25 protein-coding genes are annotated in these 25,972 nt (G+C 70.0%); 18 read left to right on the forward strand and 7 right to left on the reverse strand.

Annotated elements, in window-relative coordinates; genetic code table 11:
* Positions 1-22: 22 nt before the first annotated feature.
* On the reverse strand, positions 23-1,405 hold the full coding sequence (locus AB0D57_RS08125; RefSeq protein WP_362068577.1) for an FAD-binding oxidoreductase: 1,383 nt from the start codon (positions 1,403-1,405) through the stop codon (positions 23-25).
* A gap of 199 nt (positions 1,406-1,604) precedes the next feature.
* A complete protein-coding gene (locus tag AB0D57_RS08130) occupies positions 1,605-3,413 on the reverse strand; it encodes a glycoside hydrolase family 15 protein (protein WP_362068925.1) in 1,809 nt (602 codons plus the stop codon).
* A gap of 519 nt (positions 3,414-3,932) precedes the next feature.
* Between AB0D57_RS08130 and AB0D57_RS08135 the strand changes: the two genes are divergently transcribed.
* From AB0D57_RS08135 to AB0D57_RS08190, 12 genes are all read left to right on the forward strand, one after another.
* Positions 3,933-5,600: a CTP synthase gene (locus tag AB0D57_RS08135; protein ID WP_362068928.1), complete on the forward strand. Its 1,668-nt coding sequence runs from the start codon at positions 3,933-3,935 to the stop codon at positions 5,598-5,600.
* Positions 5,601-5,726: 126 nt separating this feature from the next.
* Positions 5,727-6,353 (forward strand): NUDIX hydrolase, encoded by a 627-nt coding sequence (locus AB0D57_RS08140; RefSeq protein ID WP_362068580.1) that lies wholly within the window; start codon positions 5,727-5,729, stop codon positions 6,351-6,353.
* 194 nt (positions 6,354-6,547) lie between these two features.
* Positions 6,548-8,638, forward strand: coding sequence for a tetratricopeptide repeat protein (locus AB0D57_RS08145; protein ID WP_362068583.1), 2,091 nt, complete (start codon positions 6,548-6,550; stop codon positions 8,636-8,638).
* A gap of 164 nt (positions 8,639-8,802) precedes the next feature.
* Positions 8,803-9,927 (forward strand): alanine dehydrogenase, encoded by a 1,125-nt coding sequence (gene ald, locus AB0D57_RS08150; RefSeq protein ID WP_362068586.1) that lies wholly within the window; start codon positions 8,803-8,805, stop codon positions 9,925-9,927.
* Between the two features lie 433 nt (positions 9,928-10,360).
* Positions 10,361-11,488, forward strand: a complete 1,128-nt coding sequence (locus AB0D57_RS08155) for a ParA family protein (RefSeq protein ID WP_362068589.1) — start codon at positions 10,361-10,363, stop codon at positions 11,486-11,488.
* Complete coding sequence (locus AB0D57_RS08160; RefSeq protein WP_362068592.1) at positions 11,473-12,042, forward strand: hypothetical protein; 570 nt, start codon at positions 11,473-11,475, stop codon at positions 12,040-12,042. The genes AB0D57_RS08155 and AB0D57_RS08160 overlap by 16 nt, the downstream gene beginning before the upstream one ends.
* A gap of 18 nt (positions 12,043-12,060) precedes the next feature.
* Positions 12,061-13,200 (forward strand): segregation/condensation protein A, encoded by a 1,140-nt coding sequence (locus tag AB0D57_RS08165; protein ID WP_362068597.1) that lies wholly within the window; start codon positions 12,061-12,063, stop codon positions 13,198-13,200.
* Positions 13,197-13,859 (forward strand): SMC-Scp complex subunit ScpB, encoded by a 663-nt coding sequence (scpB, locus tag AB0D57_RS08170; protein ID WP_362068600.1) that lies wholly within the window; start codon positions 13,197-13,199, stop codon positions 13,857-13,859. The genes AB0D57_RS08165 and scpB overlap by 4 nt, the downstream gene beginning before the upstream one ends.
* Entirely contained in the window at positions 13,859-14,962 is a 1,104-nt protein-coding gene (locus AB0D57_RS08175) for a pseudouridine synthase (RefSeq protein ID WP_362068603.1), read from the forward strand. Before scpB ends, AB0D57_RS08175 begins: the two co-directional genes overlap by 1 nt.
* A gap of 283 nt (positions 14,963-15,245) precedes the next feature.
* Positions 15,246-16,004, forward strand: a complete 759-nt coding sequence (locus AB0D57_RS08180; protein ID WP_362068606.1) for an NUDIX domain-containing protein — start codon at positions 15,246-15,248, stop codon at positions 16,002-16,004.
* Positions 16,001-17,026 carry an ADP-ribosylglycohydrolase family protein gene (locus tag AB0D57_RS08185; RefSeq protein ID WP_362068609.1) on the forward strand — a complete coding sequence of 342 codons (1,026 nt, stop codon included), beginning with the start codon at positions 16,001-16,003 and terminating at the stop codon, positions 17,024-17,026. The genes AB0D57_RS08180 and AB0D57_RS08185 overlap by 4 nt, the downstream gene beginning before the upstream one ends.
* 3 nt (positions 17,027-17,029) lie before the next feature.
* On the forward strand, positions 17,030-17,800 hold the full coding sequence (locus AB0D57_RS08190; protein WP_362068612.1) for a nucleotidyltransferase domain-containing protein: 771 nt from the start codon (positions 17,030-17,032) through the stop codon (positions 17,798-17,800).
* Here the strand turns inward: AB0D57_RS08190 and AB0D57_RS08195 are convergent.
* Genes AB0D57_RS08195 through AB0D57_RS08210 form a run of 4 tightly spaced genes read right to left on the reverse strand, consistent with a single transcriptional unit; the run spans position 17,705 to position 20,262 of the window.
* Positions 17,705-18,469 carry a nucleotidyltransferase domain-containing protein gene (locus AB0D57_RS08195; RefSeq protein WP_362068615.1) on the reverse strand — a complete coding sequence of 255 codons (765 nt, stop codon included), beginning with the start codon at positions 18,467-18,469 and terminating at the stop codon, positions 17,705-17,707. The genes AB0D57_RS08190 and AB0D57_RS08195 overlap by 96 nt on opposite strands.
* Positions 18,470-18,491: 22 nt before the next feature.
* Positions 18,492-18,974 carry a Rieske (2Fe-2S) protein gene (locus AB0D57_RS08200; RefSeq protein ID WP_362068618.1) on the reverse strand — a complete coding sequence of 161 codons (483 nt, stop codon included), beginning with the start codon at positions 18,972-18,974 and terminating at the stop codon, positions 18,492-18,494.
* A complete protein-coding gene (locus AB0D57_RS08205; RefSeq protein ID WP_362068621.1) occupies positions 18,971-19,555 on the reverse strand; it encodes a DUF6529 family protein in 585 nt (194 codons plus the stop codon). Before AB0D57_RS08205 ends, AB0D57_RS08200 begins: the two co-directional genes overlap by 4 nt.
* Before the next feature lie 41 nt (positions 19,556-19,596).
* The gene (locus tag AB0D57_RS08210; protein WP_362068624.1) at positions 19,597-20,262 is read right to left on the reverse strand and encodes a hypothetical protein; all 666 of its coding nucleotides are present in this window, start codon (positions 20,260-20,262) and stop codon (positions 19,597-19,599) included.
* Positions 20,263-20,438: 176 nt separating this feature from the next.
* On the opposite strand from AB0D57_RS08210, the gene AB0D57_RS08215 reads away from it, so the two are divergent.
* The 6 genes from AB0D57_RS08215 to der all read left to right on the forward strand — a co-directional run bounded on the left by AB0D57_RS08215 (position 20,439) and on the right by der (position 25,526).
* The gene (locus AB0D57_RS08215; protein WP_362068627.1) at positions 20,439-20,864 is read left to right on the forward strand and encodes a YidB family protein; all 426 of its coding nucleotides are present in this window, start codon (positions 20,439-20,441) and stop codon (positions 20,862-20,864) included.
* 120 nt (positions 20,865-20,984) lie between these two features.
* Positions 20,985-21,347 carry a chorismate mutase gene (gene aroH, locus AB0D57_RS08220; protein ID WP_362068630.1) on the forward strand — a complete coding sequence of 121 codons (363 nt, stop codon included), beginning with the start codon at positions 20,985-20,987 and terminating at the stop codon, positions 21,345-21,347.
* On the forward strand, positions 21,344-22,429 hold the full coding sequence (locus tag AB0D57_RS08225; protein WP_362068633.1) for a prephenate dehydrogenase: 1,086 nt from the start codon (positions 21,344-21,346) through the stop codon (positions 22,427-22,429). The genes aroH and AB0D57_RS08225 overlap by 4 nt, the downstream gene beginning before the upstream one ends.
* 149 nt (positions 22,430-22,578) lie before the next feature.
* Positions 22,579-23,274, forward strand: a complete 696-nt coding sequence (cmk, locus tag AB0D57_RS08230; RefSeq protein ID WP_362068636.1) for a (d)CMP kinase — start codon at positions 22,579-22,581, stop codon at positions 23,272-23,274.
* On the forward strand, positions 23,232-23,963 hold the full coding sequence (locus AB0D57_RS08235; RefSeq protein WP_362068639.1) for a lysophospholipid acyltransferase family protein: 732 nt from the start codon (positions 23,232-23,234) through the stop codon (positions 23,961-23,963). Before cmk ends, AB0D57_RS08235 begins: the two co-directional genes overlap by 43 nt.
* A gap of 78 nt (positions 23,964-24,041) precedes the next feature.
* On the forward strand, positions 24,042-25,526 hold the full coding sequence (gene der, locus AB0D57_RS08240) for a ribosome biogenesis GTPase Der (RefSeq protein WP_362068642.1): 1,485 nt from the start codon (positions 24,042-24,044) through the stop codon (positions 25,524-25,526).
* A gap of 70 nt (positions 25,527-25,596) precedes the next feature.
* On the opposite strand, the gene AB0D57_RS08245 is transcribed toward der, so the two are convergent.
* Positions 25,597-25,971, reverse strand: a complete 375-nt coding sequence (locus tag AB0D57_RS08245) for a hypothetical protein (RefSeq protein ID WP_362068645.1) — start codon at positions 25,969-25,971, stop codon at positions 25,597-25,599.
* Position 25,972: the final 1 nt, after the last annotated feature.

Consider the following 25,972-nt stretch of genomic DNA (forward strand, 5'->3'; position numbering starts at 1 on the left):
CTACGGCGGTCCGCTTCGCTCGCTACGCCGGCACGATGTTGTGGTTGAAGCGGAAGACGTTGTCCCGGTCGTACCGGGCCTTCACCATGGCGAGCCGCCGAGTGTTCTGGGCGCCGAGGCCGGCCACCACCCGGTCCGCGCCCTCGTCGCCGATGAAGTTGAGGTAGACGGCGCCGGTGCTCCACGGCTGGACATTGGCTCGGACGTCCCTGACCCACTGGATGCAGTGCTCGTCGTCCGCGGGGTCCTCCCAGACCCCGAAGGGGTGCACGATCCACGACGCGCCCCGGTACGGCACCGGGAAGTGGTCAGGGCCCGAGGCGATCGCGCCGCCCTGGGGGAACAGTACGTGCTGGGTATTGGTGGGTACGGGCGTCGAGTTCCCGAGGGCGCAGAAGATGTCCACGGCTTCGTCGGGCAGGCCGGTGAGATGCTCCGCGGACCAGTAGTTCCGCTGCCCTGGCGGAACGTCCATCATGCACTGGAAGTCGGCGTAGGGAAGGTCCTTGAGGATCTCGACCTCGTGCGGCAGCGCCAGCAGCGGTTGGGCGAGTTTGCGCAGCTCCTCCTCGCCGCCCGCGTACACCAGGAGCCCGCAGCACAGCAGCTTGCCCACCAGGTGCTCGGGGATGAACTCCTCGGGCGGCCCGGTCAGATAGATGACGCCACCACCGGCGTCCGGCGGCGCGGCCGCGATGATCTCGCGGTAGACGCGGACCACGTCCGGGCCGATGTCCCGCTGGTACATCATCATGGCGATCGAGAATTCCGGCAGCGGGTGCAGTTTCAGGGTGAGCGCGGTGGCGACGCCGAAGTTCCCGCCGCCGCCGTGCAGGGCCCAGAAGAGTTCCGGGTTCTCCGCGTCGGTGGCGCGGAGAGTCGATCCGTCGGCCGTGACCAGTTCGACGCCGCGCAGATTGTCGACGGCCAGGCCGAAGGCCCGGTCGAGCCAGCCGTTTCCGCCGCCGAGCACGAAGCCGCCGACGCCGGTGGTCGAGACCCGGCCACCGGTGGTCGCCAGGCGGTACGGCTGGGTGGCGCGGTCGAGTTGGCTCATGACGGCGCCGCCCTCGACTCGTACCGTCTCGGAACCGGGATGGACGGTCACCGTGTGCATCCGGCGCAGGTCGATGACCAGACCGCCGTCGTTGAGTGACATGCCCGCGACACTGTGGCCGCCGCCGTGGACCGCGATGTGCAGGTCCAGGTCCCGTGCGAAGTGGACCGCGCGGGACACGTCGGCCTCGTCCGCGCACTGGGCGATCACTGCGGGGCGGCGGTCGATCATCGCGTTGAAGATTTTTCGGGCGTCGTCGTATCCCGGGTCGTCCGGGGCGAAAACGTCGCCGGTCAGGTCGGTGCGGAGGGTGGCGAGGGCGTTGTGGGCTTTTGAGAAGGGGGACATGGCAGCCGGCCCCTTCCAGGAGGGGACAGGACTGTTTTCAGCGTAGTGCGCTCCACTGGGCGGGAGCCGTTGTGAAGCTGCGGGCAGTTCGTGGCTGGTCGCGCCCACGCGGCGGAGCCGCAGAATGTCACAGTCCCGCGCCCGTAAAAACAGCCCCGCGCCCCCAGAAGGGGGCGCGGGGCTGTACCTCATCCCGTTGTCAGCCGCCGTAGGCCCCCGAAGCTGTCAGCCTCAGTGCCGTGTCGATCAGTGGCACGTGGCTGAAGGCTTGCGGGAAGTTGCCTACCTGGCGTTGGAGGCGGGGGTCCCACTCCTCGGCGAGCAGGCCCAGATCGTTCCTGAGGGCCAGGAGCCTTTCGAAGAGTTTGCGGGCCTCGTCCACGCGGCCGATCATCGCGAGATCGTCGGCCATCCAGAACGAGCAGGCGAGGAAGGCGCCTTCGTCGCCCTCGAGGCCGTCCACGCCCGCGTCCTCGCCGGTGGTCGGGTAGCGCAGGATGAAGCCGTCGGGGGTCGACAGCTCGCGCTGGATCGCCTCGATGGTGCCGATCACGCGCTTGTCGTCCGGAGGCAGGAAGCCCATCTGCGGGATCAGCAGCAACGAGGCGTCCAGCTCCCTGGAGCCGTACGACTGCGTGAACGTGTTGCGCTCCTTGTCGTAGCCCTTCTCACACACGTCCCGGTGGATGTCGTCGCGCAGTTCGCGCCACTTCTCCAGCGGGCCGTCCGCGTCACCGGACTCGATGAGCTTGATCGTGCGGTCGACCGCGACCCAGGCCATCACCTTGGAGTGCACGAAGTGACGGCGCGGACCGCGGACCTCCCAGATGCCCTCGTCCGGCTGGTCCCAGTGGTTCTCCAGGTAGCGGATCAGTTTCAGCTGGAGGAGCGAGGCGTAGTCGTTGCGGGACAGGCCCGTCATATGGGCCAGGTGCAGGGCTTCGGTGACCTCGCCGTAGACATCCAGCTGGAGCTGGTGCGCGGCGCCGTTCCCGACGCGTACGGGACCCGAATTCTCGTACCCGGGGAGCCAGTCGAGCTCCGCCTCGCCCAACTCTCGCTCGCCCGCGATGCCGTACATGATCTGCAGGTTCTCCGGGTCGCCCGCGACGGCGCGCAGCAGCCATTCGCGCCAGGCGCGGGCCTCCTCGCGGTAGCCCGTGCGCAGGAGGGAGGAGAGGGTGATCGCGGCGTCGCGCAGCCAGGTGTAGCGGTAGTCCCAGTTGCGTACGCCACCGATCTCCTCCGGGAGGGAGGTGGTGGGCGCGGCGACGATGCCGCCGGTGGGTGCGTACGTCAGGGCCTTCAGCGTGATCAGGGAGCGGACGACGGCCTCGCGGTAGGGGCCGTGGTACGTGCACTGCTCGACCCAGTCGCGCCAGAACTCCTCGGTGGCCTCCAGAGCCTGCTCCGGCTCGGGCAGTGCGGGTGGCTTCTTGTGCGAGGGCTCCCACGAGATGGTGAAGGCGATCCGGTCACCGGGTGCCACCGTGAAGTCGGCGTACGTGGTCAGCGCCTTGCCGTAGGTCTCGCAGGCGGTGTCGAACCACACCGAGTCGGGTCCGGCGACGGCGACCGTCCGCCCCTCGTGCTTGTGCACCCAGGGCACCACACGTCCGTAACTGAAACGCATCCGCAGCGCGGAACGCATCGGCACCCGGCCCGTGACGCCCTCCACGATCCGGATCAGCTGTGGCGCGCCGTCACGCGGCGGCATGAAGTCGGTCACACGGACCGTGCCGCGTGGGGTGTCCCACTCGGATTCGAGGATCAGCGAGTCGCCGCGGTACGAGCGGCGCGCCGCCGTCGGGGGTTCGGCGTCGGCCGCGTGGGCCGGGCCGAGCCGCCAGAATCCGTGTTCCTCCGTGCCGAGCAGTCCTGCGAAGACGGCATGGGAGTCGAAGCGGGGCAGGCACAGCCAGTCGACTGTGCCGTCCCGGCAGACCAGCGCGGCTGTCTGCATGTCTCCGATGAGTGCGTAGTCCTCGATGCGCCCGGCCACGTGCATCTCCAGTCGAACGGCCACGTCGCCCCAGGAGGGCGGTCGCTTCTGCGGTCAGGGGAACAGGGGAACGTTGAAACGTTAGAACCTTGAACGTTAGAACGTTGGTAAAGCGTCGTCGCGGAACGTCAATTATCGGTGCGATTGTCGTTGCGAAACGAACTGACAAGCTCTCGTTGTTCCGGGATACGGGCGGGGATGGTGCCGTTCGCCGGCCGGGCTCGGCAGTGAGTGTCCGAGCAGGATACGACGCACGTGGAAGATCCGCGTGCCGCTCCCGGTAACCCGAGTCGGCTGATCGAGTGAGGGACATGCCAAGCCCGTGTCGACCCGTGCGCGGAGCGTGGCCGGAAGCGGGCTCGCTGGGTCGCTGATACCCTGGTAGCCCGTGGACCGGTGGGCACCCCCGAAGGAAACAACAGGCAAAAGGGGTCCCCCGAACCGCAGCGACGGCACCTCCGGAAATCTTCGGACACCACGCCGATACGCAAACCAGACCGCGACCACGGGAGCCCCCTCTTGGCCATGCCGCCCGCTGCTTTTCGAAACAGCAAAGCCACGACGACCAAGCACCTCTTCGTCACGGGGGGTGTCGCCTCCTCCCTCGGCAAGGGCCTGACCGCCTCCAGCCTGGGCGCGCTGCTCAAGGCGCGGGGTCTGCGGGTCACCATGCAAAAGCTCGACCCGTACCTGAACGTCGACCCGGGCACCATGAACCCCTTCCAGCACGGCGAGGTGTTCGTCACCAACGACGGCGCCGAGACCGACCTGGACATCGGACACTACGAGCGCTTCCTCGACGTCGACTTGGACGGCTCCGCCAATGTCACTACAGGGCAGGTGTACTCGACGGTCATCGCCAAGGAGCGGCGTGGCGAGTACCTGGGCGACACGGTGCAGGTCATCCCGCACATCACCAACGAGATCAAGCACCGCATCCGGCGTATGGCGACCGACGACGTCGATGTAGTCATCACCGAGGTGGGCGGCACCGTCGGTGACATCGAGTCGCTCCCGTTCCTGGAGACCGTGCGTCAGGTCCGGCACGAGGTCGGCCGCGACAACGTGTTCGTCGTCCACATCTCGCTCCTTCCGTACATCGGCCCCTCCGGGGAGCTGAAGACGAAGCCGACGCAGCACTCGGTCGCGGCCCTGAGGAACATCGGTATCCAGCCGGACGCGATCGTGCTGCGCGCCGACCGCGAGGTGCCCACCGCCATCAAGCGCAAGATCTCGCTGATGTGCGACGTCGACGAGACCGCCGTGGTCGCCTGCCCCGACGCCCGTTCGATCTACGACATCCCGAAGGTCCTGCACACCGAGGGCCTGGACGCGTATGTCGTGCGCAAGCTGGACCTGCCCTTCCGTGACGTGGACTGGACGACCTGGGACGACCTGCTCGACCGCGTCCACAACCCGAAGCACGAGATCAACATGGCGCTGGTCGGCAAGTACATCGACCTGCCCGACGCCTACCTTTCGGTCACCGAGGCCCTGCGCGCCGGCGGCTTCGCCAACAAGGCTCGCGTGAAGATCAAGTGGGTCACCTCGGACGACTGCAAGACCCCGGCGGGCGCGGCGGCGCAGCTCGGTGACGTCGACGCGATCTGCATCCCCGGTGGCTTCGGTGACCGCGGCGTGTCGGGCAAGGTCGGCGCGATCCAGTACGCCCGTGAGAACAAGATCCCGCTGCTCGGCCTCTGCCTGGGCCTGCAGTGCATCGTGATCGAGGCCGCCCGCAACCTGGCCGGCATCCCGGACGCCAACTCGACCGAGTTCGACTCCGCCACCGCCCACCCGGTCATCTCCACCATGGCCGAGCAGCTCGACATCGTGGCGGGCGAGGGTGACATGGGCGGAACGATGCGCCTGGGCATGTACCCCGCCAAGCTTGCCGAGGGCTCCATCGCGCGCGAGGTGTACGACGGCAAGGAGTACGTCGAGGAGCGCCACCGCCACCGCTACGAGGTGAACAACGCCTACCGTGCCGAGCTGGAGAAGAAGGCCGGTCTGCAGTTCTCCGGCACCTCCCCGGACGGCAAGCTCGTGGAGTACGTCGAGTACCCGCGCGAGGTGCACCCTTACCTGGTCGCGACCCAGGCTCACCCCGAGCTGCGCTCCCGCCCGACCCGCCCGCACCCGCTCTTCGCGGGCCTGGTGAAGGCCGCGGTCGAGCGGAAGACGGGCAAGTAACACAAGGGTTGTACGGTTGCCGGGGTGCGCGTCTTTTGCGGCGCGTGCCCCGGTTTCCGTTTTGTATGCGGCGTTTCGTATGCGGCGTTTTGTGTGCAGCGTTTTGTGTAGGAGGAGCAGGGCGACATGACGATCAAGGACACCGCCGAGGAGTGGGAAGTCAGGGCCACCGCGACCCCCTTCGTCGGCAACAAGACCTCCGTCCGTACCGACGACGTGGTCATGCCCGACGGATCGGTCGCCCGCCGCGACTACCAGGTCCACCCCGGCTCCGTGGCCGTACTCGCCCTCGACGACCAGGACCGCGTGCTGGTGCTGCGCCAGTACCGGCACCCGGTGCGCCACAAGCTCTGGGAGATCCCGGCCGGACTTCTCGACATCCCTGGTGAGAACCCGCTGCACGCGGCCCAGCGTGAGCTCTACGAGGAAGCGCACGTCAAGGCCGAGAGCTGGCGCGTCCTGACCGACGTCTACACCACGCCGGGCGGCTGTGACGAGGCCGTGCGCGTCTTCCTCGCCCGCGATCTGTCCGAGGCCGAGGGGCAGCGCTTCGAGGTCGAGGACGAGGAGGCCGACATGGAGCTGGCCCGGGTCCCCGTCGACGAGCTCGTACGCGGCGTGCTCGCCGGCGACCTGCACAACAACTGCCTCGTCGTGGGCGTCCTTTCGCTGCTCGCCGCGCGCGGCGGCGACGGGCTCGACGCACTGCGCCCGGCCGAGGCTCCCTGGCCGGCCCGGCCCTTCGAGGCCTGACACAGCCCCGGCGCAACCCCCGGCACTCCTCCGACGCCGCGCCGACACCATCGGTCCTACGATCGGCTGATCCGATCGGGGGACGTCTCCGCCGTGCTCCGCCCGGATCGTCGCAGAGCGTGAACTAGGCTCTGGAAACGCCCGAACCGGAGTCCCGGCGGGCTTGCGCGTGCGGTGGGACGGGAGCGTGGCCCGTGACGGATCAGGCGGTGGACACAGGCGGCACGAAAGTGTCGGCCAAGGGGCAGCGTCCGGCTGCCGGGTCCGCTCCCACACAGGGTCAGTTCCTCGGCCGTGCAAGAGAGTTGAAGGAACTCCGGGCCGACATCGAACGTGCCGGCCTGGACACCCTCGCGGGCCGCAAGGCACCCCGCGCGCGCGTGCTGCTCATCGCCGGCAAACCCGGCTCCGGCCGCACCGCGCTCGCCGAGAAGCTCGTACGACAGGTCGCCGAGAGTTACCCCGACGGGGTGCTGCGTGCCCGGCTCACCGAACCCGACGGGACCCCGGTGCCCACCGAGCGCACCGCACGGGAGCTGCTCACCGCGCTGGGACTGTCCACGCCGCCCGGGGCCGCCCCCGAGGACCTGGGCGAGGCCGTGCGCGAAGCCCTCGCGACCCGCCGAACCCTGCTCCTGCTCGACGACGCGGCCGACGCCGAGCAGGTCGACGTCCTACTGCCCGACACACCCGAGTGCCTGGTCGTCGCGGTCTCCGGAGGGCCGCTGACCGGCATCGCGGACGTCCGCCCCTGCACCCTGGGCGGCCTGGACACCAAGTCCGCGCTCGAACTCCTCGACCGCTTCACCGGCTCGGTGCGTATCACAGTCGACCCGCTCGCCGCCGAGAGCCTGGTCGAGCTGTGCGCGGGCCAGCCCGCCGCTCTGGTGCTCGCCGGGGGCTGGCTGGCGGCACGGCCCGGTTCGGCCGTCGCCGACCTCGTCAGGCACCTGCGCAGCGACGGCGCGGAGGGCTCGCCGCTCGCCCGGGTCTTCCGGCTCGCGTACGGCTCGCTGTCGAGCACCGCCGCGCGGTCACTGCGGCTGCTCTCGCTCGCTCCGGCCGGCCTCGTCGATCCGCACACCGCGTCCGCGCTGGTCGGCTGCTCGGTGGGCGCCGCCCACGGCACACTGGACGACTTCGTCGCGCTCGGGCTCGTCCGGGCCGTCGAGTCGCCGCTGCCGCAGTACGAGGTGCCCGGCTGCCTGCTGCCGCTGCTGCGCGACCTCACCGAGACCGAGGACCGACCGGCAGAGCTGCAGCTCGCCCGCGCCCGGATGCTGGAGCGGACCGTACGGCTGCTGGTGTCGTGCCGTGCGATCACCGAGACCGACAGCACGCCCGCCCGCGAAAAGCTCGCCGGAATGCCCCGCGCGCTGCGCTTCCCCCATCCCAGGGCGGCCGAGGACTGGCTGCGCATCCGCCAGCCCGCACTGCTGGCCGCGGCCCGGCTCGCGGTCGCGGACGGGGAGCTGGACACCCTGGCCCGGCGGCTGATGGCCGCGCTGGTGCGGGCGCTGGTCACCCACTTCGGCACCCGGGCCGCGGCGCCCGAGCTGTACGGAATCCACCGGCTCGTTCTCGATGTCGCCGAGCGCCGAGACCTGCCCCGCGAGAAGGCCGCGGCGCTGCTGAACCTCGCCGACCTGGACGCGCAGACGGGCCGCGCGGCGGAAGCCCTGGCGCGCTACCGGGCCGCGCTGGACGCCGGACGTGAGGCGAACGACCCGTATGCGACCGGCCGCGCGATGGAATCCGTAGGCAGCGCCCACCAGGAGCTGGGGGACTTCGACCGAGCCGCCGACTGGTACGGCAGGGCACTCGCCCAGCGCCTGGCGCGAGGCGAGCGGGTGGACGCGGCGCGGCTGTACGGCCGTATCGCCACCGCGCACACCTACGCGGGCCGCTACGGCGAGGCGCTGCGCAACTGGCGTGCCGCCGTCGGCGGGCACCGCAAGAACGGCGATGTGGCCGCCCAGGCCCGGGCGTTGAGCGAGCTGGCACGGGTGCAGGAGTACGCGGGGCGCCCCGAGGAGTCGCTGCGCACCTGTCAGGAGGCGGTCGATTGGGCGCGCCGCGCCGACGACGTCCGGCTGCAGGCCGCGTTGCAGCTCAGGCTGGCCGACACGCTGGACCGGCTCGGCGACCCTGCCGCCGCCCGACTGCACCGTGCGGCGGCCGAGCGCATGCTGGGCGAGGAGCTCTCGGAGAGCGCGACGACCTTGGAAGGCACGGAACAAGACGCTAACGCCTGCGAAATCCGTAGTACATCAGCTGAAGATTGATGCATTGAAAGGCTAGACAGAGAGAAACCCTTCATTAGACTGGCTCCGCCGCGTTCTTTCGTGGTGTCTCCCGGTGTGCTCGCATGTCTCCGGGTATGACCTGCATTGCCCCGGCTTGTATCGCCTCGGCATGCATCGCCCCAGAACCCTCTGAGCCAAGGACCGTGATCGACGTGAAGGTCGGCATCCCCCGCGAGGTCAAGAACAACGAGTTCCGGGTGGCCATCACCCCCGCCGGCGTGCACGAGCTGGTGCGCCACGGCCATCAGGTCGTCATCGAGCAGAACGCCGGCATCGGCTCCTCGATCACGGACGACGAGTTCGTTTCCGCCGGTGCGCAGATCCTGGCCACCGCCGACGAGGTCTGGGCCGCCGCCGACCTGCTGCTGAAGGTCAAGGAGCCCATCGCGGAGGAGTACCACCGCCTCCGCAAGGACCAGACGCTCTTCACCTACCTGCACCTGGCCGCTTCGAAGGAGTGCACGGACGCGCTCCTGGAGTCCGGCACCACGGCGATCGCGTACGAAACGGTCGAGCTGCCCAACCGTGCGCTGCCGCTGCTCGCTCCGATGTCCGAGGTCGCCGGCCGCCTCGCCCCGCAGGTCGGCGCCTACCACCTGATGCGCGCCAACGGCGGCCGCGGCGTCCTGCCCGGCGGTGTCCCTGGCGTCCTGCCGGCCAAGGCCGTCGTCATCGGCGGTGGCGTCTCCGGCTGGAACGCCGCGCAGATCGCCATCGGTATGGGCTTCCAGGTGACCTTGCTGGACCGCGACATCAACAAGTTGAAGGAGGCGGACAGGATTTTCGGTACGAAGATCCAGACCGTCGTCTCCAACGCCTTTGAGCTGGAGAAGGCCTGCCTCGAGGCCGACCTCGTCATCGGTGCCGTCCTCATCCCGGGCGCCAAGGCCCCGAAGCTGGTCACCAACGAGCTGGTTTCGCGGATGAAGCAGGGAAGTGTTCTTGTCGACATCGCGATCGATCAGGGCGGTTGCTTCGAGGACTCGCGTCCGACCACCCACGCCGAGCCGACCTTCCCGGTGCACGGCTCGGTCTTCTACTGCGTCGCCAACATGCCCGGCGCGGTCCCCAACACCTCCACGTACGCCCTGACCAACGCCACGCTGCCGTACATCGTGGAGCTCGCCAATCGAGGCTGGGCCGACGCGCTGCGCCGTGATCCCGCGCTGGCCAGGGGCCTCAACACGCATGACGGCAAGGTCGTTTACCGTGAGGTCGCGGAAGCGCACGGACTGGAGCGCGTGGCGCTCGAGTCCCTGCTCGGCTGAGCCCCGGCGGCCCGGGATCGGCCCCGAGAGTCGACTTTCCGGCTGACTCCGGGCTGACAAAAGGCGATACGTCAACACAGTTCGTCAACCACCCGCACCCGACCGGACCTTGTTCAGCAAGGTCCGGTCGGGTGTGTGTCGGGTCACTTTGCGACACTCGTTCAACTCGCCACGAACGTAACTCTTCAACCGATTCGCACACCCGTGAAACCTGCTGTGCGACGGCCTTACGCCCTTGACAGAGGGGTGTTCGGTTGCCGACACATCGGGTCGGGTCCGGCGGATTGTGTTGCTGCGGACCGGTGACACGCCATAGAGTCGCCAATCGTCGGCATGGTGCCACGCTGACCTATCTAGAAGTTTCCTGGTCACCAAGGAGGTAAGACGACTTGTGAATGAGTCGACATTTACTCCCGGGGGTGGTCAACCAGGAATGCCGACGCGGGGCCAGGGCCCCACGGGGCTCGAGGCTGTCGGCTCCGTCGCTGTCCGAACCTTCGCAGCCCAGAAGAGTCCCAGGATGACTCAGACAGCACACCAGAGCATGGATGGCCATCACGTGAACGCCATGGCCGGCAACGGAAGTGGCGAGAACCGCACCCACTTCGCCGACTACGACGAACTGCCCGAGGGGCACTTCTACGACCCCGACGCCGAGTACGAGCCCGATCCGGAGTACGCGGCCACGCTCGCGCCCGACGCTGCCCGTCAGCGCCGCGAGCGGGTGGGCCCGACCGGACGCCCGCTGCCGTACTTCCCGATCCCCGGCCCGCTGACCGACCACGGCCCCGCGACGATCATCGCGATGTGCAACCAGAAGGGCGGCGTCGGCAAGACGACGTCGACCATCAACCTGGGTGCCGCGCTCGCGGAGTACGGACGCCGGGTCCTGCTCGTCGACTTCGACCCGCAGGGCGCGCTGTCCGTGGGCCTCGGCGTCAACCCGATGGAGCTCGACCTCACGGTCTACAACCTGCTCATGGAGCGGGGTATGGCGGCCGACGAGGTGCTCCTGAAGACGGCGGTCCCGAACATGGACCTGCTGCCCAGCAACATCGACCTGTCCGCCGCCGAAGTGCAGCTGGTCTCCGAGGTCGCGCGCGAGTCCACGCTGCAGCGCGCCCTGAAGCCGCTGATGGCCGACTACGACTACATCGTGATCGACTGTCAGCCCTCGCTGGGCCTGCTCACCGTCAACGCCCTGACGGCGGCCCACAAGGTGATCGTGCCGCTCGAGTGCGAGTTCTTCGCGCTGCGCGGTGTCGCGCTGCTCACCGAGACCATCGAGAAGGTCCAGGAGCGGCTCAACCCCGAGCTGGAGCTCGACGGCATCCTCGCCACGATGTACGACTCGCGGACCGTGCACAGCCGTGAGGTCCTCGCGCGCGTGGTCGAGGCGTTCGACGATCACGTCTACCACACGGTGATCGGCCGGACCGTCCGCTTCCCGGAGACCACCGTCGCCGGTGAGCCGATCACCACGTACGCCTCCAACTCCGTCGGTGCCGCCGCTTATCGCCAGCTCGCCAGGGAGGTGCTCGCCCGGTGTCACGCCGAGTGAGTCTGCCGGGGGCCGACGAACTGTTCCGTACCACCGGGGGAACGGCGCTCCAGGCATCCACCCCCAATCGTCGGACCAACGGTGAGGCCCGGGTGCCGGCTCCGGCCGGTGAGAGCGACGCGGCCGCCGCCGGGGAGGACGCGCCGCAGTCGGTGCCCGTGCGGGGCGGTGACGGCGAGGGCGACGAACACGTCGCGGCCGACTCCGACTCCGATGGGGGAGAATCCCGCAGCCGGGGTGCGGCTCAGGAGCGCTCCGGGCGACCTCAGACGGTGCAGGAAGGTTCTGCCGCCGGGCAGCAGTCCCGCAACAAGCGCAGTCGCGCCGCCAACCGGCGGCCCAGCGGGCGGGAGCGGCACGACGAGAAGATCACGGTGTACGTGTCCGCCGAGGAGCTCATGGACCTCGAGCACGCCCGTCTGGTGCTCCGTGGGGAGCACGGGCTCGCGGTCGACCGCGGGCGGATCGTGCGTGAGGCGGTCGCCGTCGTACTCGCCGATCTTGAATCCCGCGGGGACGCGAGCATCCTCGTACGAAGACTGCGCGGGCGGTAGCGGTAGCCTGCGACGGCTATGACCTCGAACGACACGTCCGTCCCCGCCGGCTCCGGCGGCCGCCGGCGTGCGCTGGGGAGAGGGCCGGGAGCCGGTCCGGCTCCCGGCGAGGAACCGGTCGTGCCGCTGGTGGAGGCCGGGCCTCCTGCGGAGCCGGTGGTTCCTGTGGAGGCCGCGCCTCCTGCGGACCCGGTGGATCCTGTGGAGACCGCGTCACCTGCAGACCCGTTGGTTCCTGCGGACCTGGTCGTTCCTGTTGAACCCCGAGCTGCCGCTGAACCCCGAGCTGCCGCTGAACCCCGAGCTGCCGCTGAGCCCGAAGATTCCGCTGAAGTCCCCGCCGAACCCGGTGACGGGGTCTTCAAGGTGCGGCTCGCGAACTTCGAGGGGCCCTTCGATCTGCTGCTTCAGCTGATCTCGAAGCACAAGATGGACGTCACGGAAGTGGCGCTGTCACGCGTGACCGACGAGTTCATGGCGCACATCAGGGCGATGGGGCCGGACTGGGACCTCGACCAGACGACCGAGTTCCTGGTCGTCGCCGCCACATTGCTCGATCTGAAGGCCGCGCGGCTGCTGCCCGCCGCCGAGGTCGAGGACGAGGCGGATCTGGCGCTGCTGGAGGCGCGGGACCTGCTCTTCGCGCGGCTGCTCCAGTACCGGGCGTACAAGCGGATCGCGGACATCTTCAACGCCCGCCTCGACGAGGAGGCCCGCCGCTATCCCCGTACCGTCGGCCTCGAAGCCCATCACGCCGAGCTGCTGCCCGAGGTGGTCATCAGCATCGGGGCGGAAGGATTCGCCAGGCTCGCCGTGAAGGCGATGCAGCCGAGGCCCGAGCCGCAGGTGTATGTCGACCACATCCACGCCCCGCTGGTCAGCGTGCAGGAGCAGGCCCAGATCGTCGTGGCGCGGCTGCGGGAGGTGGGGGAGGCCGGCTTCCGCGACCTCGTGGCGGACGTCGACGACACCCTCACCGTCGTAGCGCGCTTCCTGGCCCTTCTGGAGCTCTACCGCGAGAAGGCCGTCGCCCTCGACCAGGAGGAGGCGCTGGGGGACCTGGTGGTGCGCTGGACGGGCGGCGACGGGGACGCGCAGCCGACGGTGACGGACGAGTTCGACAGGCCGCCCGAGCCGGCCAAGGAGGAGAAGACGTGAGCGAGGACACCACCGAGATCCCGGCAGGCCTGCGCACCGTCGCCGACCTCGAGCTCAAGCCCGCCCTGGAGGCCGTCCTCATGGTCGTGGACGAGCCGGCGACCGAGGAACACCTCGCAAAGATCCTGGAGCGGCCCAGGCGGCAGATCGCGAGCGCGCTGCGCGAGCTGGCGGACGAGTACACGGTGCAGGGGCGTGGCTTCGAGCTGCGGCTGATCGCCGGGGGCTGGCGGTTCTACAGCCGTCCCGAGTACGCGGCGGCCGTGGAGCGCTTCGTCCTGGACGGGCAGCAGGCCCGCCTCACCCAGGCGGCTCTTGAGACTCTGGCGGTCGTCGCGTACCGCCAGCCGGTCAGCCGTTCCAGGGTCTCCGCGGTCCGCGGTGTGAACTGCGACGGTGTGATGCGCACCCTCTTGCAGCGGGGTCTGGTCGAGGAGGCGGGCACGGAACCCGAAACAGGTGCGATCCTGTATAGGACGACGAACTACTTCCTGGAGCGAATGGGCCTGCGTGGCCTGGACGAGCTCCCGGAGCTCGCGCCCTTCCTCCCCGAGGCGGACGCGATCGAGGCTGAGACGCAGGAAGGTGTTCCGTCGTTCGATCCGGATGCTCCCGATGCTCCGGGGACAGACGACGCAGACGACCAGACGGAACTTTGATGCGAAGCAGCGGCAGCGGTAGCGGTAGGAACAGCAGCGGACGCGGTAACTACCGGGGGGCCGGGAACGGGCGCGACGACAGGCCAAAGCGCGACGACAAGCCGAAGCGTGATGACAAGCCGAAGCGTGCCGGCAAGCCCCGCCCCGAGGAGCGTCGCTACGACGTGGGCCCCGCCGCGTCCCATGAAGGCCCGAAGTCCGGGCGCGGCACGGCGGCGCGCGGCGGCGCCAAGGGCGGCCCCAAGCAGGGGCAGCAGCGCGGCGGTCGTACGGAGCCGGCGCGCTCCCGCGAGTACGAGACGCGGGCCGAGGAGCGCAACCGGGACCGGTACGCGGGCAAGCCGGACGTCAAGCTGCCCAAGACCTTCCCGGGCGCCGAGCAGGAGGGTGAGCGCCTGCAGAAGGTGCTCGCGCGCGCGGGCTACGGTTCCCGGCGCTCCTGTGAGGAGCTGGTCGAGCAGGCCCGGGTCGAGGTCAACGGCGAGATCGTCCTGGAGCAGGGGCTGCGCGTCGACCCCGAGAAGGACGAGATCAAGGTCGACGGGCTGACCGTGGCCACGCAGTCGTACCAGTTCTTCTCGCTGAACAAGCCCGCCGGTGTCGTGTCGACCATGGAGGACACCGAGGGCCGTCAGTGCCTCGGCGACTACGTGACGAACCGCGAAACGCGGCTCTTCCACGTCGGGCGGCTCGACACCGAGACCGAGGGCGTCATCCTGCTCACCAACCACGGCGAGCTGGCGCACCGGCTGACCCACCCGAAGTACGGCGTGAAGAAGGTCTACCTCGCGCACATCGTGGGCCCGATCCCGCGCGACCTGGGCAAGCGGCTCAAGGACGGCATCCAGCTGGAGGACGGGTACGCGAAGGCGGACCACTTCCGGGTCGTCGAGCAGACCGGCAAGAACTACCTCGTAGAGGTGACCCTCCACGAGGGCCGCAAGCACATCGTGCGCCGCATGCTCGCCGAGGCCGGCTTCCCGGTCGACAAGCTCGTGCGCGTGGCCTTCGGCCCGATCACCCTCGGTGACCAGAAGTCGGGCTGGCTGCGCCGCCTGTCGAACACCGAGGTCGGGATGCTCATGCAGGAGGTCGACCTCTAGACGTGCGTGCGTAAGACGGCCGGTCCCGGAGTTGGTGCGGGGCCGGCCGTTTCGTTTTCGCCGCTGCCCTGGGGGCTGGGGGCCCTGGAGGGCCCGTACGTCCGCCCCGGGCATCCCATGGCCCCCGGGAGGGTCCAGCGGCCGTCAGCGTGCCTGAGGGGTCCTGAGGGCCCCTGAGGGGTGTGCGTGCCGTCGCCGCGGCCGCCGTTCCTGCGGTCAGGGGGTTGTGGGCGTCCACCCGTCTCTTTATAGTCGTAGTGACTATTAGTGGTGGGGCGGTGGGATGGGGCTGGAGAGGGTGCTCGCACGGGAAGGCCACGCGCCCCAGGGGTACGACAAATACGCCTTCGAACCCTTCGCCGTCACCGTCGACCTGGCTGTCCTGACAGTCCGCGCGGGCGAGCTCCAGGTGCTGCTGATCGAGCGTGGGCAGGAGCCGTACGCGGGCCGCTGGGCGCTTCCCGGTGGTTTCGTGCTGCCGGACGAGTCCGCGGAGACGGCGGCCCGGCGCGAACTCGCCGAGGAGACCGGCTTGTCGGACGTCTCCGGCCTCCATCTGGAACAGCTGCGGACCTACAGCGAACCCGGCCGCGACCCGAGAATGCGGGTCGTCTCCGTCGCGTTCGCCGCGCTCCTCCCGGACCCTCCCGAGCCGCGCGGCGGCGGTGACGCGGCGCAGGCCCGGTGGCTGCCGTACCCGGCGCCCGGTCCGCTCGCCTTCGACCACGACCGCATCCTCGCCGACTCCCACGAACGCGTCGGCGCCAAGCTCGAGTACACCTGTCTCGCCACGTCCTTCTGCCCGCCCGAGTTCACCCTCGGCGAGCTGCGGCAGGTCTACGAGACCGTGTGGGGCACCCCGCTCGACCGGCCGAACTTCCGGCGCAAGGTCCTCGCCACGCCGGGCTTCGTCGAACAGGTCCCTGGGGCCGCTCGCCTCACCGGAGGCCGCGGCAAACCCGCCGCGCTCTACCGCGCGGGCGGCGCCACCGCCCTGCACCCGCCCCTGCTGCGTCCCCCTTCGGAAGGACGGCCCTCATGACCACCACCCCGACGCTCGCGAAGCACGCCGCCACCGGGTCCCTGCTCGGCCTCGCCCTCGGTGACGCGCTGGGGTTCCCGACCGAGTTCAACGACGTGCCGTCGATCCTCGCCAAGTGCGGCCCCTGGCGGGAGATGGAGCTGCCCAGGCCCGCGATCGTCACGGACGACACGCAGATGACGCTGGCGTTGGGGCGGGGGCTGCGTACGGCCATGGACAGCGGTCTGCTCGAGCCGTCGCGGATGGAACGGCCGGTGCGCGAGGAGTTCGTGGACTGGTACCGGTCGCCCGACAACAACCGCGCGCCCGGCCGCACCTGCCTCGTCGCCTGCGAACTGCTGAAGACCGAGGGGCGCCCCTGGCAGGAGGCCAGCCAGATCGGCTCCAAGGGATGCGGCGCCAACATGCGGGTGGCGCCCGTCGGGCTGGTCCGGGGGCTGAGCGACGAACAACGGGCGGGCGCCGCTCAGTTGCAGGCCGCGCTCACCCACGGCCATCCCACCGCGCTCGCCGCCTCGGACCTCACCGCACACGCGATCTGGCTTCTGGCCCAGGGCGCCGAGCCGACGGAACTGGTCGGACTCCTGCGGTCGTACGCGCGCGAGAGCCGCAGCGTCTACCGCTCACGCTGGCTCGGCGACCTGTGGACGCACAGCCAGGACCCGACCCCGGAGCACTTCATCGAGCGCGGCTGGGACGAGTGCCTGGACGCCCTGGACCGCCTGCGGGAGGTGGTGCGCACCGTCTCGCCGGAGGCCGACCCCTGCCTGGCCACCGGCGCGGGCTGGATCGCGGAGGAGGCGCTCACCACCGGCCTGCTCTGCTTCCTGCTGTTCGTCGACGAGCCCGTCACCGCCCTGCGCCGGGCCGCCTGCACCTCCGGCGACTCCGACTCCATCGCCTGCCTCACCGGCGCGTTCGCCGGCGCGCACCACGGCTCGGACGCCTGGCCCACGGAGTGGGCCGACCGCATCGAGTACCAGAGCGACCTCATGTCGCTGGGGGCGCTCTGGGACGCTTGAGAGATGACAGACGTTCTCGACATCGACCTCAGGGCAGTGGTGGCGGAGCAGCCCGACCCGGTGCTGTTCGCCACCGTCTCCGGGGCGCACCTGTACGGCTTCCCGTCGCGCGACTCGGACGTGGACCTGCGCGGTGTGCACCTGCTCTCGGCGGCCGAACTGGTCGGGCTGCGCGAGCCGGCGGAGACCCGGTCCAGGATGTGGGACCGGGACGGGGTCGAGATGGACCTCGTCACCCACGATCTGCGCAAGTTCGTACGACTGATGCTGCGGCGCAACGGCTATGTGCTGGAGCAGCTGCTGTCGCCGCTCGTCGTGCACACCGGTGACGCGCACCGCGAACTGGTCTCGCTCGCCCCCGGGGTCCTCACCAGTCATCACGCCCACCACTACCGAGGGTTCGCGGCGACGCAGTGGCGGCTCTTCGAGAAGACCGGTGAACTCAAGCCGCTGCTCTACACGTTCCGGGTGCTGCTCACCGGCATCCACCTGATGCGCAGCGGCGAGGTGCAGGCCGATCTGTCCGCGCTCCTGGGGGAGGCCGGGGCTCCCGCGTATCTGCCCGACCTGATCGCTGCGAAGGCGGAGCGGGAGCACGGGGCCGCGGACATCGACCACGCGCGCGTGGGGGACGACGTGGAGCGGCTGCACGGCCTGCTGGACGCGGCGCAGGGCACCTCAGTGCTGCCGGACGCTCCGGCCGCGTACGACGCTCTGGACGACTTCGTCGTCCGGGTTCGGCTGGAGGGCTTCCGGGGCGGTCCGGAGAGCTGAGGCGCGGCGTACCCGGATCAGGAAGGCCTCGACGCGGGCCCGGTCCGGCTCGGGTGGCAGGGGGCTGCGGGCGGCTGCCTCGTCCGCTTCGGTCGCCAGGCGGGACATCCAGGTCTCCACCCGCGGCCACGGGACCTCGCCGCGCTTCACCGCGAGCAGCGGCTTACGCTGGTCGCCGACGTCGATCGTCAGGACGCCGGTGCGCAGCAGGTCGCGGGAGCTCATCAGGAGGCGGAGGAGGTGCATGGCGTGCTTCCAGCGCGGTGCGCCGTGCTGCCGGACGTCCGCGTCGAGCTTCTTGCGCTGGCCCAGGGCGTAACGGGCGAACGTGTCGTGCGCCTGGCGGGAGAGGAAGGCCTCGCGCAGGGCGAGGAGTTCGCGGCCCGTGTCGTCGACGTACTCGACGACGGGGGAGTGGAGGCACTCCAGGATGTTCGGGTTGGCGCGCAGTGCGAGGGCGCAGAAGCGCTCCAGCTCCCAGCCGAACTGCTCCTCGGCCGGGCCCTCGACGTGCGTCGGCGGCTTCTCGAAGCGCCAGAACAGCGGGGTCGGGGCGAGGAACACGCCCCGACGGTCCGTGTCGCTGGAGTCCGTGGCCAGGCCGAAGGCGCGCGAACCCATCACGCAGGAGTAGATCGTGTGGTCGCGCACCAGGGCCTCGGCATCCATGTCCCGGAGCGTATGCGCCGGATCAGGTGAGGAGGATCGAATTTCCCGCCACCGTGATCTGCTCCGCGGGCAGCGGCTTGGTGGCCGGGCCGGCCTGCACCGAGGCGTTCTCGATGCTGAACTTGCTGTTGTGGCAGGGGCAGACGATGGAGCCGTTCGCGACGCTGCCCACCGTGCAGCCCTGATGGGTGCAGACCGCCGAGAAGCACTTGAACTCGTTCGCCGTGGGCTGGGTGACCACGACCTTCTTGTCCTTGAAGATCTTGCCGCCGCCGACGGGGATGTCGGACGTCTTGGCGAGTTCCGTGCCGGCGGCCGCCGCAGCCGAAGTGGTGGGTACCGCCGAGGAGGCAGCCGCTTCCGGCGAGGCGGGTGCCGGGGATTTGTCGCTGTCGCTGCCGCTGTCGTCGTAATTGCTGCACCCCACGAGCAGTGTTGCCGCGCCCGTGCCGAGAACCGCCGCGCCGGATCCGAGAACCGTGCGCCGCGCCGGGGACTTCGTCATGTCGTTACTCCGAACGTGCGAAAGAACCAAAGAGCCGACGTCAGCCAGACGACCGTGAGAACCACGAAGACGAGTCCTCCCACGATCGGCAGCAGCCAGCCGGGCAGTCGCTCCGAGCGGAGCAAGAGCATTTTGGCACTAAATGTCCCAAAGAAGAAGCAACCTAGAAGTGAGTGCCACAGCACGCGCGGTTCGTACGTCTGATAGCCCAACGCGTAGAGACAGTGCACCGCGACCGGCACCGCCACCAGGAACGCGACCCGCCCCGACCAGCGGTGCAGCGCCGGCGCCCAACTCGGCCCTGGCAGCTTCCCGTACACCATGAACGCCGAGACGACTTGGACGAGCGCGAAGGCGAACGCCGTTGTCGCCAGCCAGGACTTCACCGCGCCCGTGCTGCTGAACCCCGCGAGATTGAAGGCGGTCCCCGTCGGGTCGTGCTCCTTGCCGTACACGCCGAGGCCGACCGCGACCGCCGCGGCGACCAGGGCCGGGACCAGATAGCGGGCCGGGTGCGGGCGGCGGTGGGCGGGCTGGGGGGAAGGGAAGCCCTGAGTGGCGGCATTCGGGTCCACGGTCATGGTCGGCTCCCTGCGTGAGAGGAGGGGGTCATGAGAGGGGGTCAGGGGGTGACGGGTCGCGCGGTGAGCGTCTGCCCGTCGACCGTCACGGCGCCGGTCTCCGGGTCGATCCGGGGTGCCGCCGAGGGCTTGCCGTCGCGGTTGAGGATGCCGACCTGGTTGCCGCCGGGCAGCACGATCCAGCCGCCGTCGACCTTGGCGCCGCGCACCGTGGCCGTCGCCCGGTAGAGCCCGGACGGCCTGATCGCCTTGTCGGCGGTGAAGGCGTAGCGCTGCCCGTCCAGGTCGACGGTGCCGCGGATCCGCTTGCCCGCCTCGAGCGTGCCGTTCAGCTTGGCGCCGTGCTTGCCGGAGAGCTTCATGGTGCCGTCGTCCTTGACGTTGCCCTTCAGCCACGACTCCTTGTCCCGGCCGTCGCAGAAGTACGCGATCGCCCTGCCGTCGCGGACGGAGACGGCTACCGCGGCGGAGTCGTCGTCCGTGCGGCCCGCGTAGTCGGCGTCGGGGGCGGCGCTCCTCGATGGGGTTGGCGGGGTCGGTGACGGCGGCGTACTCGTGGGCGGGGCGCTCGTCGGCGCCGTGGCGCTGGGCGACGGCTCCTGGTACGAAGACGCGCTCTTCGTCCCCGTCGTCGCGTTGAGCGACAGCATGAACATCGCGAGCAGCAGCCCCGCGAGAAGGGTGAGCAGGGGTCCTGGACGCTTCATACGGGCCTCCCCCGGGGCGAGTCTCCTGCCATGAGAGCGGACCCGCGCCCCGGCGTCCAGAGGTGCACTGGTGCGTTCTCACTACAAGTGGCGGAATAGGGCGATTCGAGTGACATTGGCATGGTCTGAGGCTGGGCGGTGACCTGCCCCCGGCCGCACTTTCGAAAGGCGTGACCATGGCGGGTAACGATCTCGGCAGCCTGCTCGGCGGTCTCCTCGGCGGAGGTGGCCAGGGTGGAGCCGCCGGCGGTTCCGGCGCGGGCAACATCCTGGGCTCGCTGCTCCAGTCCCTGACCGGCGGGCAGGGCGGCAGCAACCCCCTCGGTGGGCTCCTGGACATGCTCACCAAGTCCGGTCTGATGGACCAGGCGCAGTCGTGGGTCGGCACCGGCGAGAACAAGCCGGTCAGCGGCGAGCAGATCGCGCAGGCGCTGCCCGACGAGACGCTCCAGAAGATCGCGGAGCAGACCGGCGTGAGCCCGCAGGAGGCCTCGTCCCAGATCGCGCAGTCCCTGCCCCAGGTGGTCGACAAGCTCACCCCGACCGGAGAGATGCCCTCCGGCGGCTCTCTGAAGGACCTCATCAGGGCGCAGAACGTCTGAACCGTGCCCGGTGCGCGGCGCCCGTCTCGTCAGACGGGCGCCGCGCACTCACGCGTTGCGGGCTGACTACGCTGGTGTGACAAGACGAGTACGTAGATCAGCGCAGCGAGGAGTATCACCGTGGCGGTACGAGCGGTCCGGGGCGCCGTCCAACTGGAGCGGGACGAGGCCGGGCACATGGACGAGCAGGTCAGCGAGCTGCTCACCGCCATCCTGGAGCGGAACGGGCTCACTACGGACGACCTGATCAGCATCTGGTTCACCGCGACGCCCGATCTGCACAGCGACTTCCCGGCGGCCGCGGCGCGCAAGCTCGGCATCGTCGATGTGCCGTTGATCTGCGCGCAGGAGCTGGACATCGAGGGCGCGATGCCGCGGGTCGTACGAGTCCTCGCGCACATCGAGTCCGACCAGCCCCGGGCCGATATCGCGCACGTCTACCTGGGCGCCGCGGGTGCGCTGCGCAAGGACATCGCCCAGTGAGAACCGCTCTCGTCATCGGAACCGGGCTGATCGGCACGTCGGCGGCCCTGGCGCTGACCGCGCGCGGCGTCGTCGTCCACCTCGACGACCACGACCCGCAGCAGGCCCGTACGGCGGCCGCGCTCGGCGCGGGCACGGACGAGGCACCCGGCGGGCCGGTCGATCTGGCCGTCGTCGCGGCCCCGCCCGCGCACGTGGCCGCGACCGTTGCGGACGCCATGCGGCGCGGGGTCGCGCGCGGCTACCTCGACGTGGCGAGCGTCAAGGGCGGGCCGCGCCGTGAGCTGGAGGCGCTCGGCCTGGACCTCTGCGCGTACATCGGCTCGCATCCCATGTCGGGCCGCGAGAAGTCGGGTCCGCTGGCCGCGACGGGCGACCTCTTCGAGGGCCGCCCCTGGGTCCTTACGCCCACCCGGGACACGGACACCGAGGTCCTGAATCTCGCGCTCGAGCTGGTGTCGCACTGTCGAGCGGTCCCCGTGGTCATGGACGCCGACGCCCACGACCGGGCGGTCGCCCTCGTCTCGCACATGCCGCACCTGGTGTCGAGCATGGTCGCCGCGCGTCTGGAGCACGCGGAGGAGGCGGCGGTACGGCTCTGTGGACAGGGCATCCGCGATGTGACCCGCATCGCGGCCTCCGACCCCCGGATGTGGATCGACATCCTCTCCGCGAACCCGGGGCCGGTCGCCGACCTCCTCTCGGACGTCTCCGCAGACCTCGACGAGACGGTGCGGGCCCTGCGTGCGCTCCAGTCCGCCGACGAGGCCAAGCGCCGAGAGGGAGCCGGTGGCATCGAGGACGTCCTGCGCCGCGGCAACGCGGGTCAGGTCCGGGTCCCCGGCAAGCACGGCTCGGCTCCGCGGACGTACGAGATCGTGGCCGTCCTCATCGACGACCAGCCCGGCCAGCTGGCCCGCATCTTCGCCGATGCGGGGACGGCCGGGGTCAACATCGAGGACGTACGCATCGAGCACGCCACCGGGCAGCAGGCCGGGCTGGTTCAGCTGATGGTGGAGCCGAAGACCGCGCCGCTGCTGAGCGCTGCGCTGCGGGAGCGGGGCTGGGCGTTGCGGCAGTAGAGGCTTGAGGTCTCCGGCCTTCGCTTCTGTGGAGCCCGGGGGCGCAGAGAAGTGCCGTACAGGGTGGCTCGACGCAACCAGTAACCTTGTGCGGGGCGCGATCGTGTCCCGTGTAGACCTCCACCTCGCACCAGGAAGGTGTTCCCACCGTGGAAAACGGCGCCGCCCGGACCGCCCCGGCAGTGATTGTCGCCATCGACGGCCCCTCCGGCACGGGCAAGTCGAGCACCTCGAAGGCCGTGGCCGCGCAGCTGGGGCTGAGCTACCTGGACACGGGCGCCCAGTACCGGGCGATCACCTGGTGGATGGTGAGCAACGGGATCGATGTCACGGACCCGGGCGCGATCGCCGCGGCGGCCGAGAAGCCCGAGATCCTGTCCGGGACGGATCCGTCCGCGCCGACCATCGCGGTGGACGGCACCGATGTCGCGGGTCCGATCCGCACGCAGGACGTCACCTCCAAGGTGAGCGCGGTCAGCGCGGTGCCCGAGGTGCGCGCCCGGATCACCGAACTGCAGCGTTCGATCGCGGCCGGCGCGGCGAGCGGAATAGTCGTCGAGGGGCGTGACATCGGCACCACCGTGCTGCCCGACGCCGACCTGAAGATCTTCCTCACCGCCTCCCCGGAGGCCCGCGCCGCCCGCCGTAGCGGTGAGCTGAAGGGTGCGGACATCAACGCCACCCGCGAGGCGCTCGTCAAGCGCGACGCGGCCGACTCCAGCCGTAAGACCTCCCCGCTCGCCAAGGCGGACGACGCGGTGGAGGTGGACACCTCCGACCTCACGCTCCAGCAGGTCATCGAGTGCGTCGTCACCCTCGTCGAGGAGAAGCGGGCCGCGAAGTGACGGCTCCTTCCGAGAGGGGCGCAGAGATCGGGCGGCGCATCGGGGTCGGCCTGATGTACGGGCTGTGGAAGCCGCGCGTGCTCGGTGCCTGGAAGGTTCCCGCGAGCGGCCCGGCGATCCTGGCCGTGAACCACTCGCACAACATCGACGGCCCGATGGTGATGGGCGTGGCGCCCCGGCCCACCCACTTCCTGATCAAGAAGGAAGCGTTCATCGGCCCGCTCGATCCCTTCCTGCTCGGCATCGGCCAGCTGAAGGTGGACCGGGAGACCACCGACCGGACGGCCATCACCCAGGCGCTGGGTGTCCTCACGGACGGCGGCGTCCTCGGGATCTTCCCGGAGGGCACCCGTGGCGAGGGAGACTTCGCCTCGCTGCGCGCCGGGCTCGCGTACTTCGCCGTACGCAGCGGCGCCCCGATCGTCCCGGTGGCGGTGCTGGGAAGTTCCGAGAAGAGCAGCCGGTTGGTAAAGGGACTGCCCCCGCTGCGCAGCCGGGTGGACGTCGTCTTCGGCGACCCCTTCGAGGCGGGCGACGGCAGCGGACGACGTACGCGCAAGGCACTGGACGAAGCGACCACGCGCATCCAGAAGCAGCTGAGTGTCCACCTGGACAACGCCAGGCGTCTGACCGGACGCCGGGAGAGTGCCGGGTACGCGGAAAACGCCGGGCGCCCCACCGGGCACTAGGCGACACTTGAGTAGTGGATCACCCGATATGCGGGTGGTCCACCGATCACCACGAATGAACGACGAGGTACGGACTTCATGAACGACCACATCCAGCCCGACGGCTCGGCCGGCCCGGCCGAGCACGAGCACGGGGCGCTTGGCGATGCCGAGTACGCGGAGTTCATGGAGCTCGCCGCGGAAGAGGGCTTCGACATCGAGGACGTCGAGGGCGCGATCGAGGCGGCGGGCCATGGTCCGTTGCCCGTCCTCGCCGTCGTAGGCCGTCCCAATGTCGGCAAGTCGACCCTGGTGAACCGCATCATCGGGCGCCGCGAGGCCGTCGTCGAGGACAAGCCCGGCGTCACCCGTGACCGCGTCACCTACGAGGCGGAGTGGGCGGGCCGCCGCTTCAAGCTCGTCGACACCGGCGGCTGGGAGCAGGACGTCCTCGGCATCGACGCGTCCGTGGCCGCGCAGGCCGAGTACGCGATCGAGGCCGCCGACGCGGTCGTCTTCGTCGTCGACGCCAAGGTGGGCGCCACCGACACCGACGAAGCGGTCGTACGGCTCCTGCGCAAGGCCGGCAAGCCCGTCGTCCTCTGTGCCAACAAGGTCGACGGCCCGAGCGGCGAGGCCGACGCCTCGTATCTCTGGTCCCTCGGTCTCGGTGAGCCGCACCCCGTCTCCGCCCTGCACGGACGCGGCACCGGCGACATGCTGGACGCTGTTCTGGAGGCGTTGCCCGAGGCCCCGGCGCAGACCTTCGGCGCCGCGGTCGGCGGTCCCCGCCGTATCGCCCTCATCGGCCGCCCGAACGTCGGCAAGTCCTCCCTGCTGAACAAGGTGGCCAACGAGGACCGCGTGGTCGTCAACGAGGTCGCGGGCACCACCCGTGACCCGGTCGACGAGCTCATCGAACTCGGCGGTGTCACCTGGAAGTTCGTCGACACGGCGGGCATCCGCAAGCGCGTCCACCTGCAGCAGGGCGCCGACTACTACGCCTCGCTGCGCACGGCCGCCGCCGTCGAGAAGGCCGAGGTCGCCGTCATCCTGATCGACGCGTCCGAGACCATCTCCGTCCAGGACCAGCGCATCGTCACGATGGCCGTCGAGGCCGGGCGCGCGATCGTCCTGGCCTTCAACAAGTGGGACACCCTCGACGAGGAGCGCCGCTACTACCTGGAGCGGGAGATCGAGACCGAGCTCCTCCAGGTGGCGTGGGCGCCGCGCGTCAATGTGTCGGCGCGCACGGGACGGCACATGGAGAAGCTCGTCCCCGCGATCGAGACGGCCCTGGACGGCTGGGAGACCCGCGTCCCGACCGGCCGCCTGAACGCCTTCCTCGGTGAGCTGGTCGCCGCCCACCCGCACCCCATCCGCGGCGGTAAGCAGCCTCGCATCCTCTTCGGCACGCAGGCGGGCACCAAGCCCCCGCGGTTCGTGCTCTTCGCCTCCGGCTTCATCGAGCACGGCTACCGGCGCTTCATCGAACGCCGACTGCGCGAGGAGTTCGGCTTCGAGGGCACGCCGATCCATATCTCGGTGCGGGTGCGCGAGAAGCGCGGCAGCAAGAAGAAGTAGCGGCAGAGGCAGAGGTAACGGTAAGGGGCGGCTCCGCAGGGAGCCGCCCCTTACCGTTGCTCGTTGTCCTTCAGAGCCCCCTGCGGGGCGCGGGCGGCAGTGCGGCCGGGATGTGGTGCATTCCCGTGCTGTGCTGCAGTGCGCTCGGCTGCCAGACGGCGGTCGTCGTGGCGACCTGACGCGCGGAGTGAGCCCCGGCGCTGTACGAGCTGTACGAGGACGTGCTGTACACGCTCGATCCGTGCGGCAGGCTCCCGAAAGCCGTGAAGACCAGATCCTCTTCGCCGTGGCGGTCGCCGGGCAGGGCCCTGAACGATCTGACCCACTCGGTGTAGAGCGCGTCGTAGATCGGCGTGGCCGATGGGCCGCCCGGAAGATCCTGAGCCGGTCGCGAGGACCGGATCGGCTGGAAGGGCTGGCGGCGGGGGGCGTCGTAGGTGTGCACG

Source organism: Streptomyces sp. NPDC048275 (assembly GCF_040652275.1).
GTDB lineage: Bacteria > Actinomycetota > Actinomycetes > Streptomycetales > Streptomycetaceae > Streptomyces.

What these genes read in the sequence shown, in the direction of transcription:
- AB0D57_RS08175 (WP_362068603.1), top strand. Translation starts at nt 13,859, where the DNA reads ATGCGAAGCAGCGGCAGCGGTAGCGGTAGGAACAGCAGCGGACGCGGT.
- der (WP_362068642.1), top strand. Translation starts at nt 24,042, where the DNA reads ATGAACGACCACATCCAGCCCGACGGCTCGGCCGGCCCGGCCGAGCAC.
- AB0D57_RS08190 (WP_362068612.1), top strand. Translation starts at nt 17,030, where the DNA reads ATGACAGACGTTCTCGACATCGACCTCAGGGCAGTGGTGGCGGAGCAG.
- AB0D57_RS08215 (WP_362068627.1), top strand. Translation starts at nt 20,439, where the DNA reads ATGGCGGGTAACGATCTCGGCAGCCTGCTCGGCGGTCTCCTCGGCGGA.
- AB0D57_RS08125 (WP_362068577.1), bottom strand. Translation starts at nt 1,405, where the DNA reads ATGTCCCCCTTCTCAAAAGCCCACAACGCCCTCGCCACCCTCCGCACC.
- AB0D57_RS08140 (WP_362068580.1), top strand. Translation starts at nt 5,727, where the DNA reads ATGACGATCAAGGACACCGCCGAGGAGTGGGAAGTCAGGGCCACCGCG.
- AB0D57_RS08200 (WP_362068618.1), bottom strand. Translation starts at nt 18,974, where the DNA reads ATGACGAAGTCCCCGGCGCGGCGCACGGTTCTCGGATCCGGCGCGGCG.
- AB0D57_RS08185 (WP_362068609.1), top strand. Translation starts at nt 16,001, where the DNA reads ATGACCACCACCCCGACGCTCGCGAAGCACGCCGCCACCGGGTCCCTG.
- AB0D57_RS08210 (WP_362068624.1), bottom strand. Translation starts at nt 20,262, where the DNA reads ATGAAGCGTCCAGGACCCCTGCTCACCCTTCTCGCGGGGCTGCTGCTC.
- AB0D57_RS08195 (WP_362068615.1), bottom strand. Translation starts at nt 18,469, where the DNA reads ATGGATGCCGAGGCCCTGGTGCGCGACCACACGATCTACTCCTGCGTG.
- AB0D57_RS08205 (WP_362068621.1), bottom strand. Translation starts at nt 19,555, where the DNA reads ATGACCGTGGACCCGAATGCCGCCACTCAGGGCTTCCCTTCCCCCCAG.
- AB0D57_RS08180 (WP_362068606.1), top strand. Translation starts at nt 15,246, where the DNA reads ATGGGGCTGGAGAGGGTGCTCGCACGGGAAGGCCACGCGCCCCAGGGG.
- AB0D57_RS08155 (WP_362068589.1), top strand. Translation starts at nt 10,361, where the DNA reads ATGCCGACGCGGGGCCAGGGCCCCACGGGGCTCGAGGCTGTCGGCTCC.
- AB0D57_RS08165 (WP_362068597.1), top strand. Translation starts at nt 12,061, where the DNA reads ATGACCTCGAACGACACGTCCGTCCCCGCCGGCTCCGGCGGCCGCCGG.
- AB0D57_RS08135 (WP_362068928.1), top strand. Translation starts at nt 3,933, where the DNA reads ATGCCGCCCGCTGCTTTTCGAAACAGCAAAGCCACGACGACCAAGCAC.
- AB0D57_RS08130 (WP_362068925.1), bottom strand. Translation starts at nt 3,413, where the DNA reads ATGCACGTGGCCGGGCGCATCGAGGACTACGCACTCATCGGAGACATG.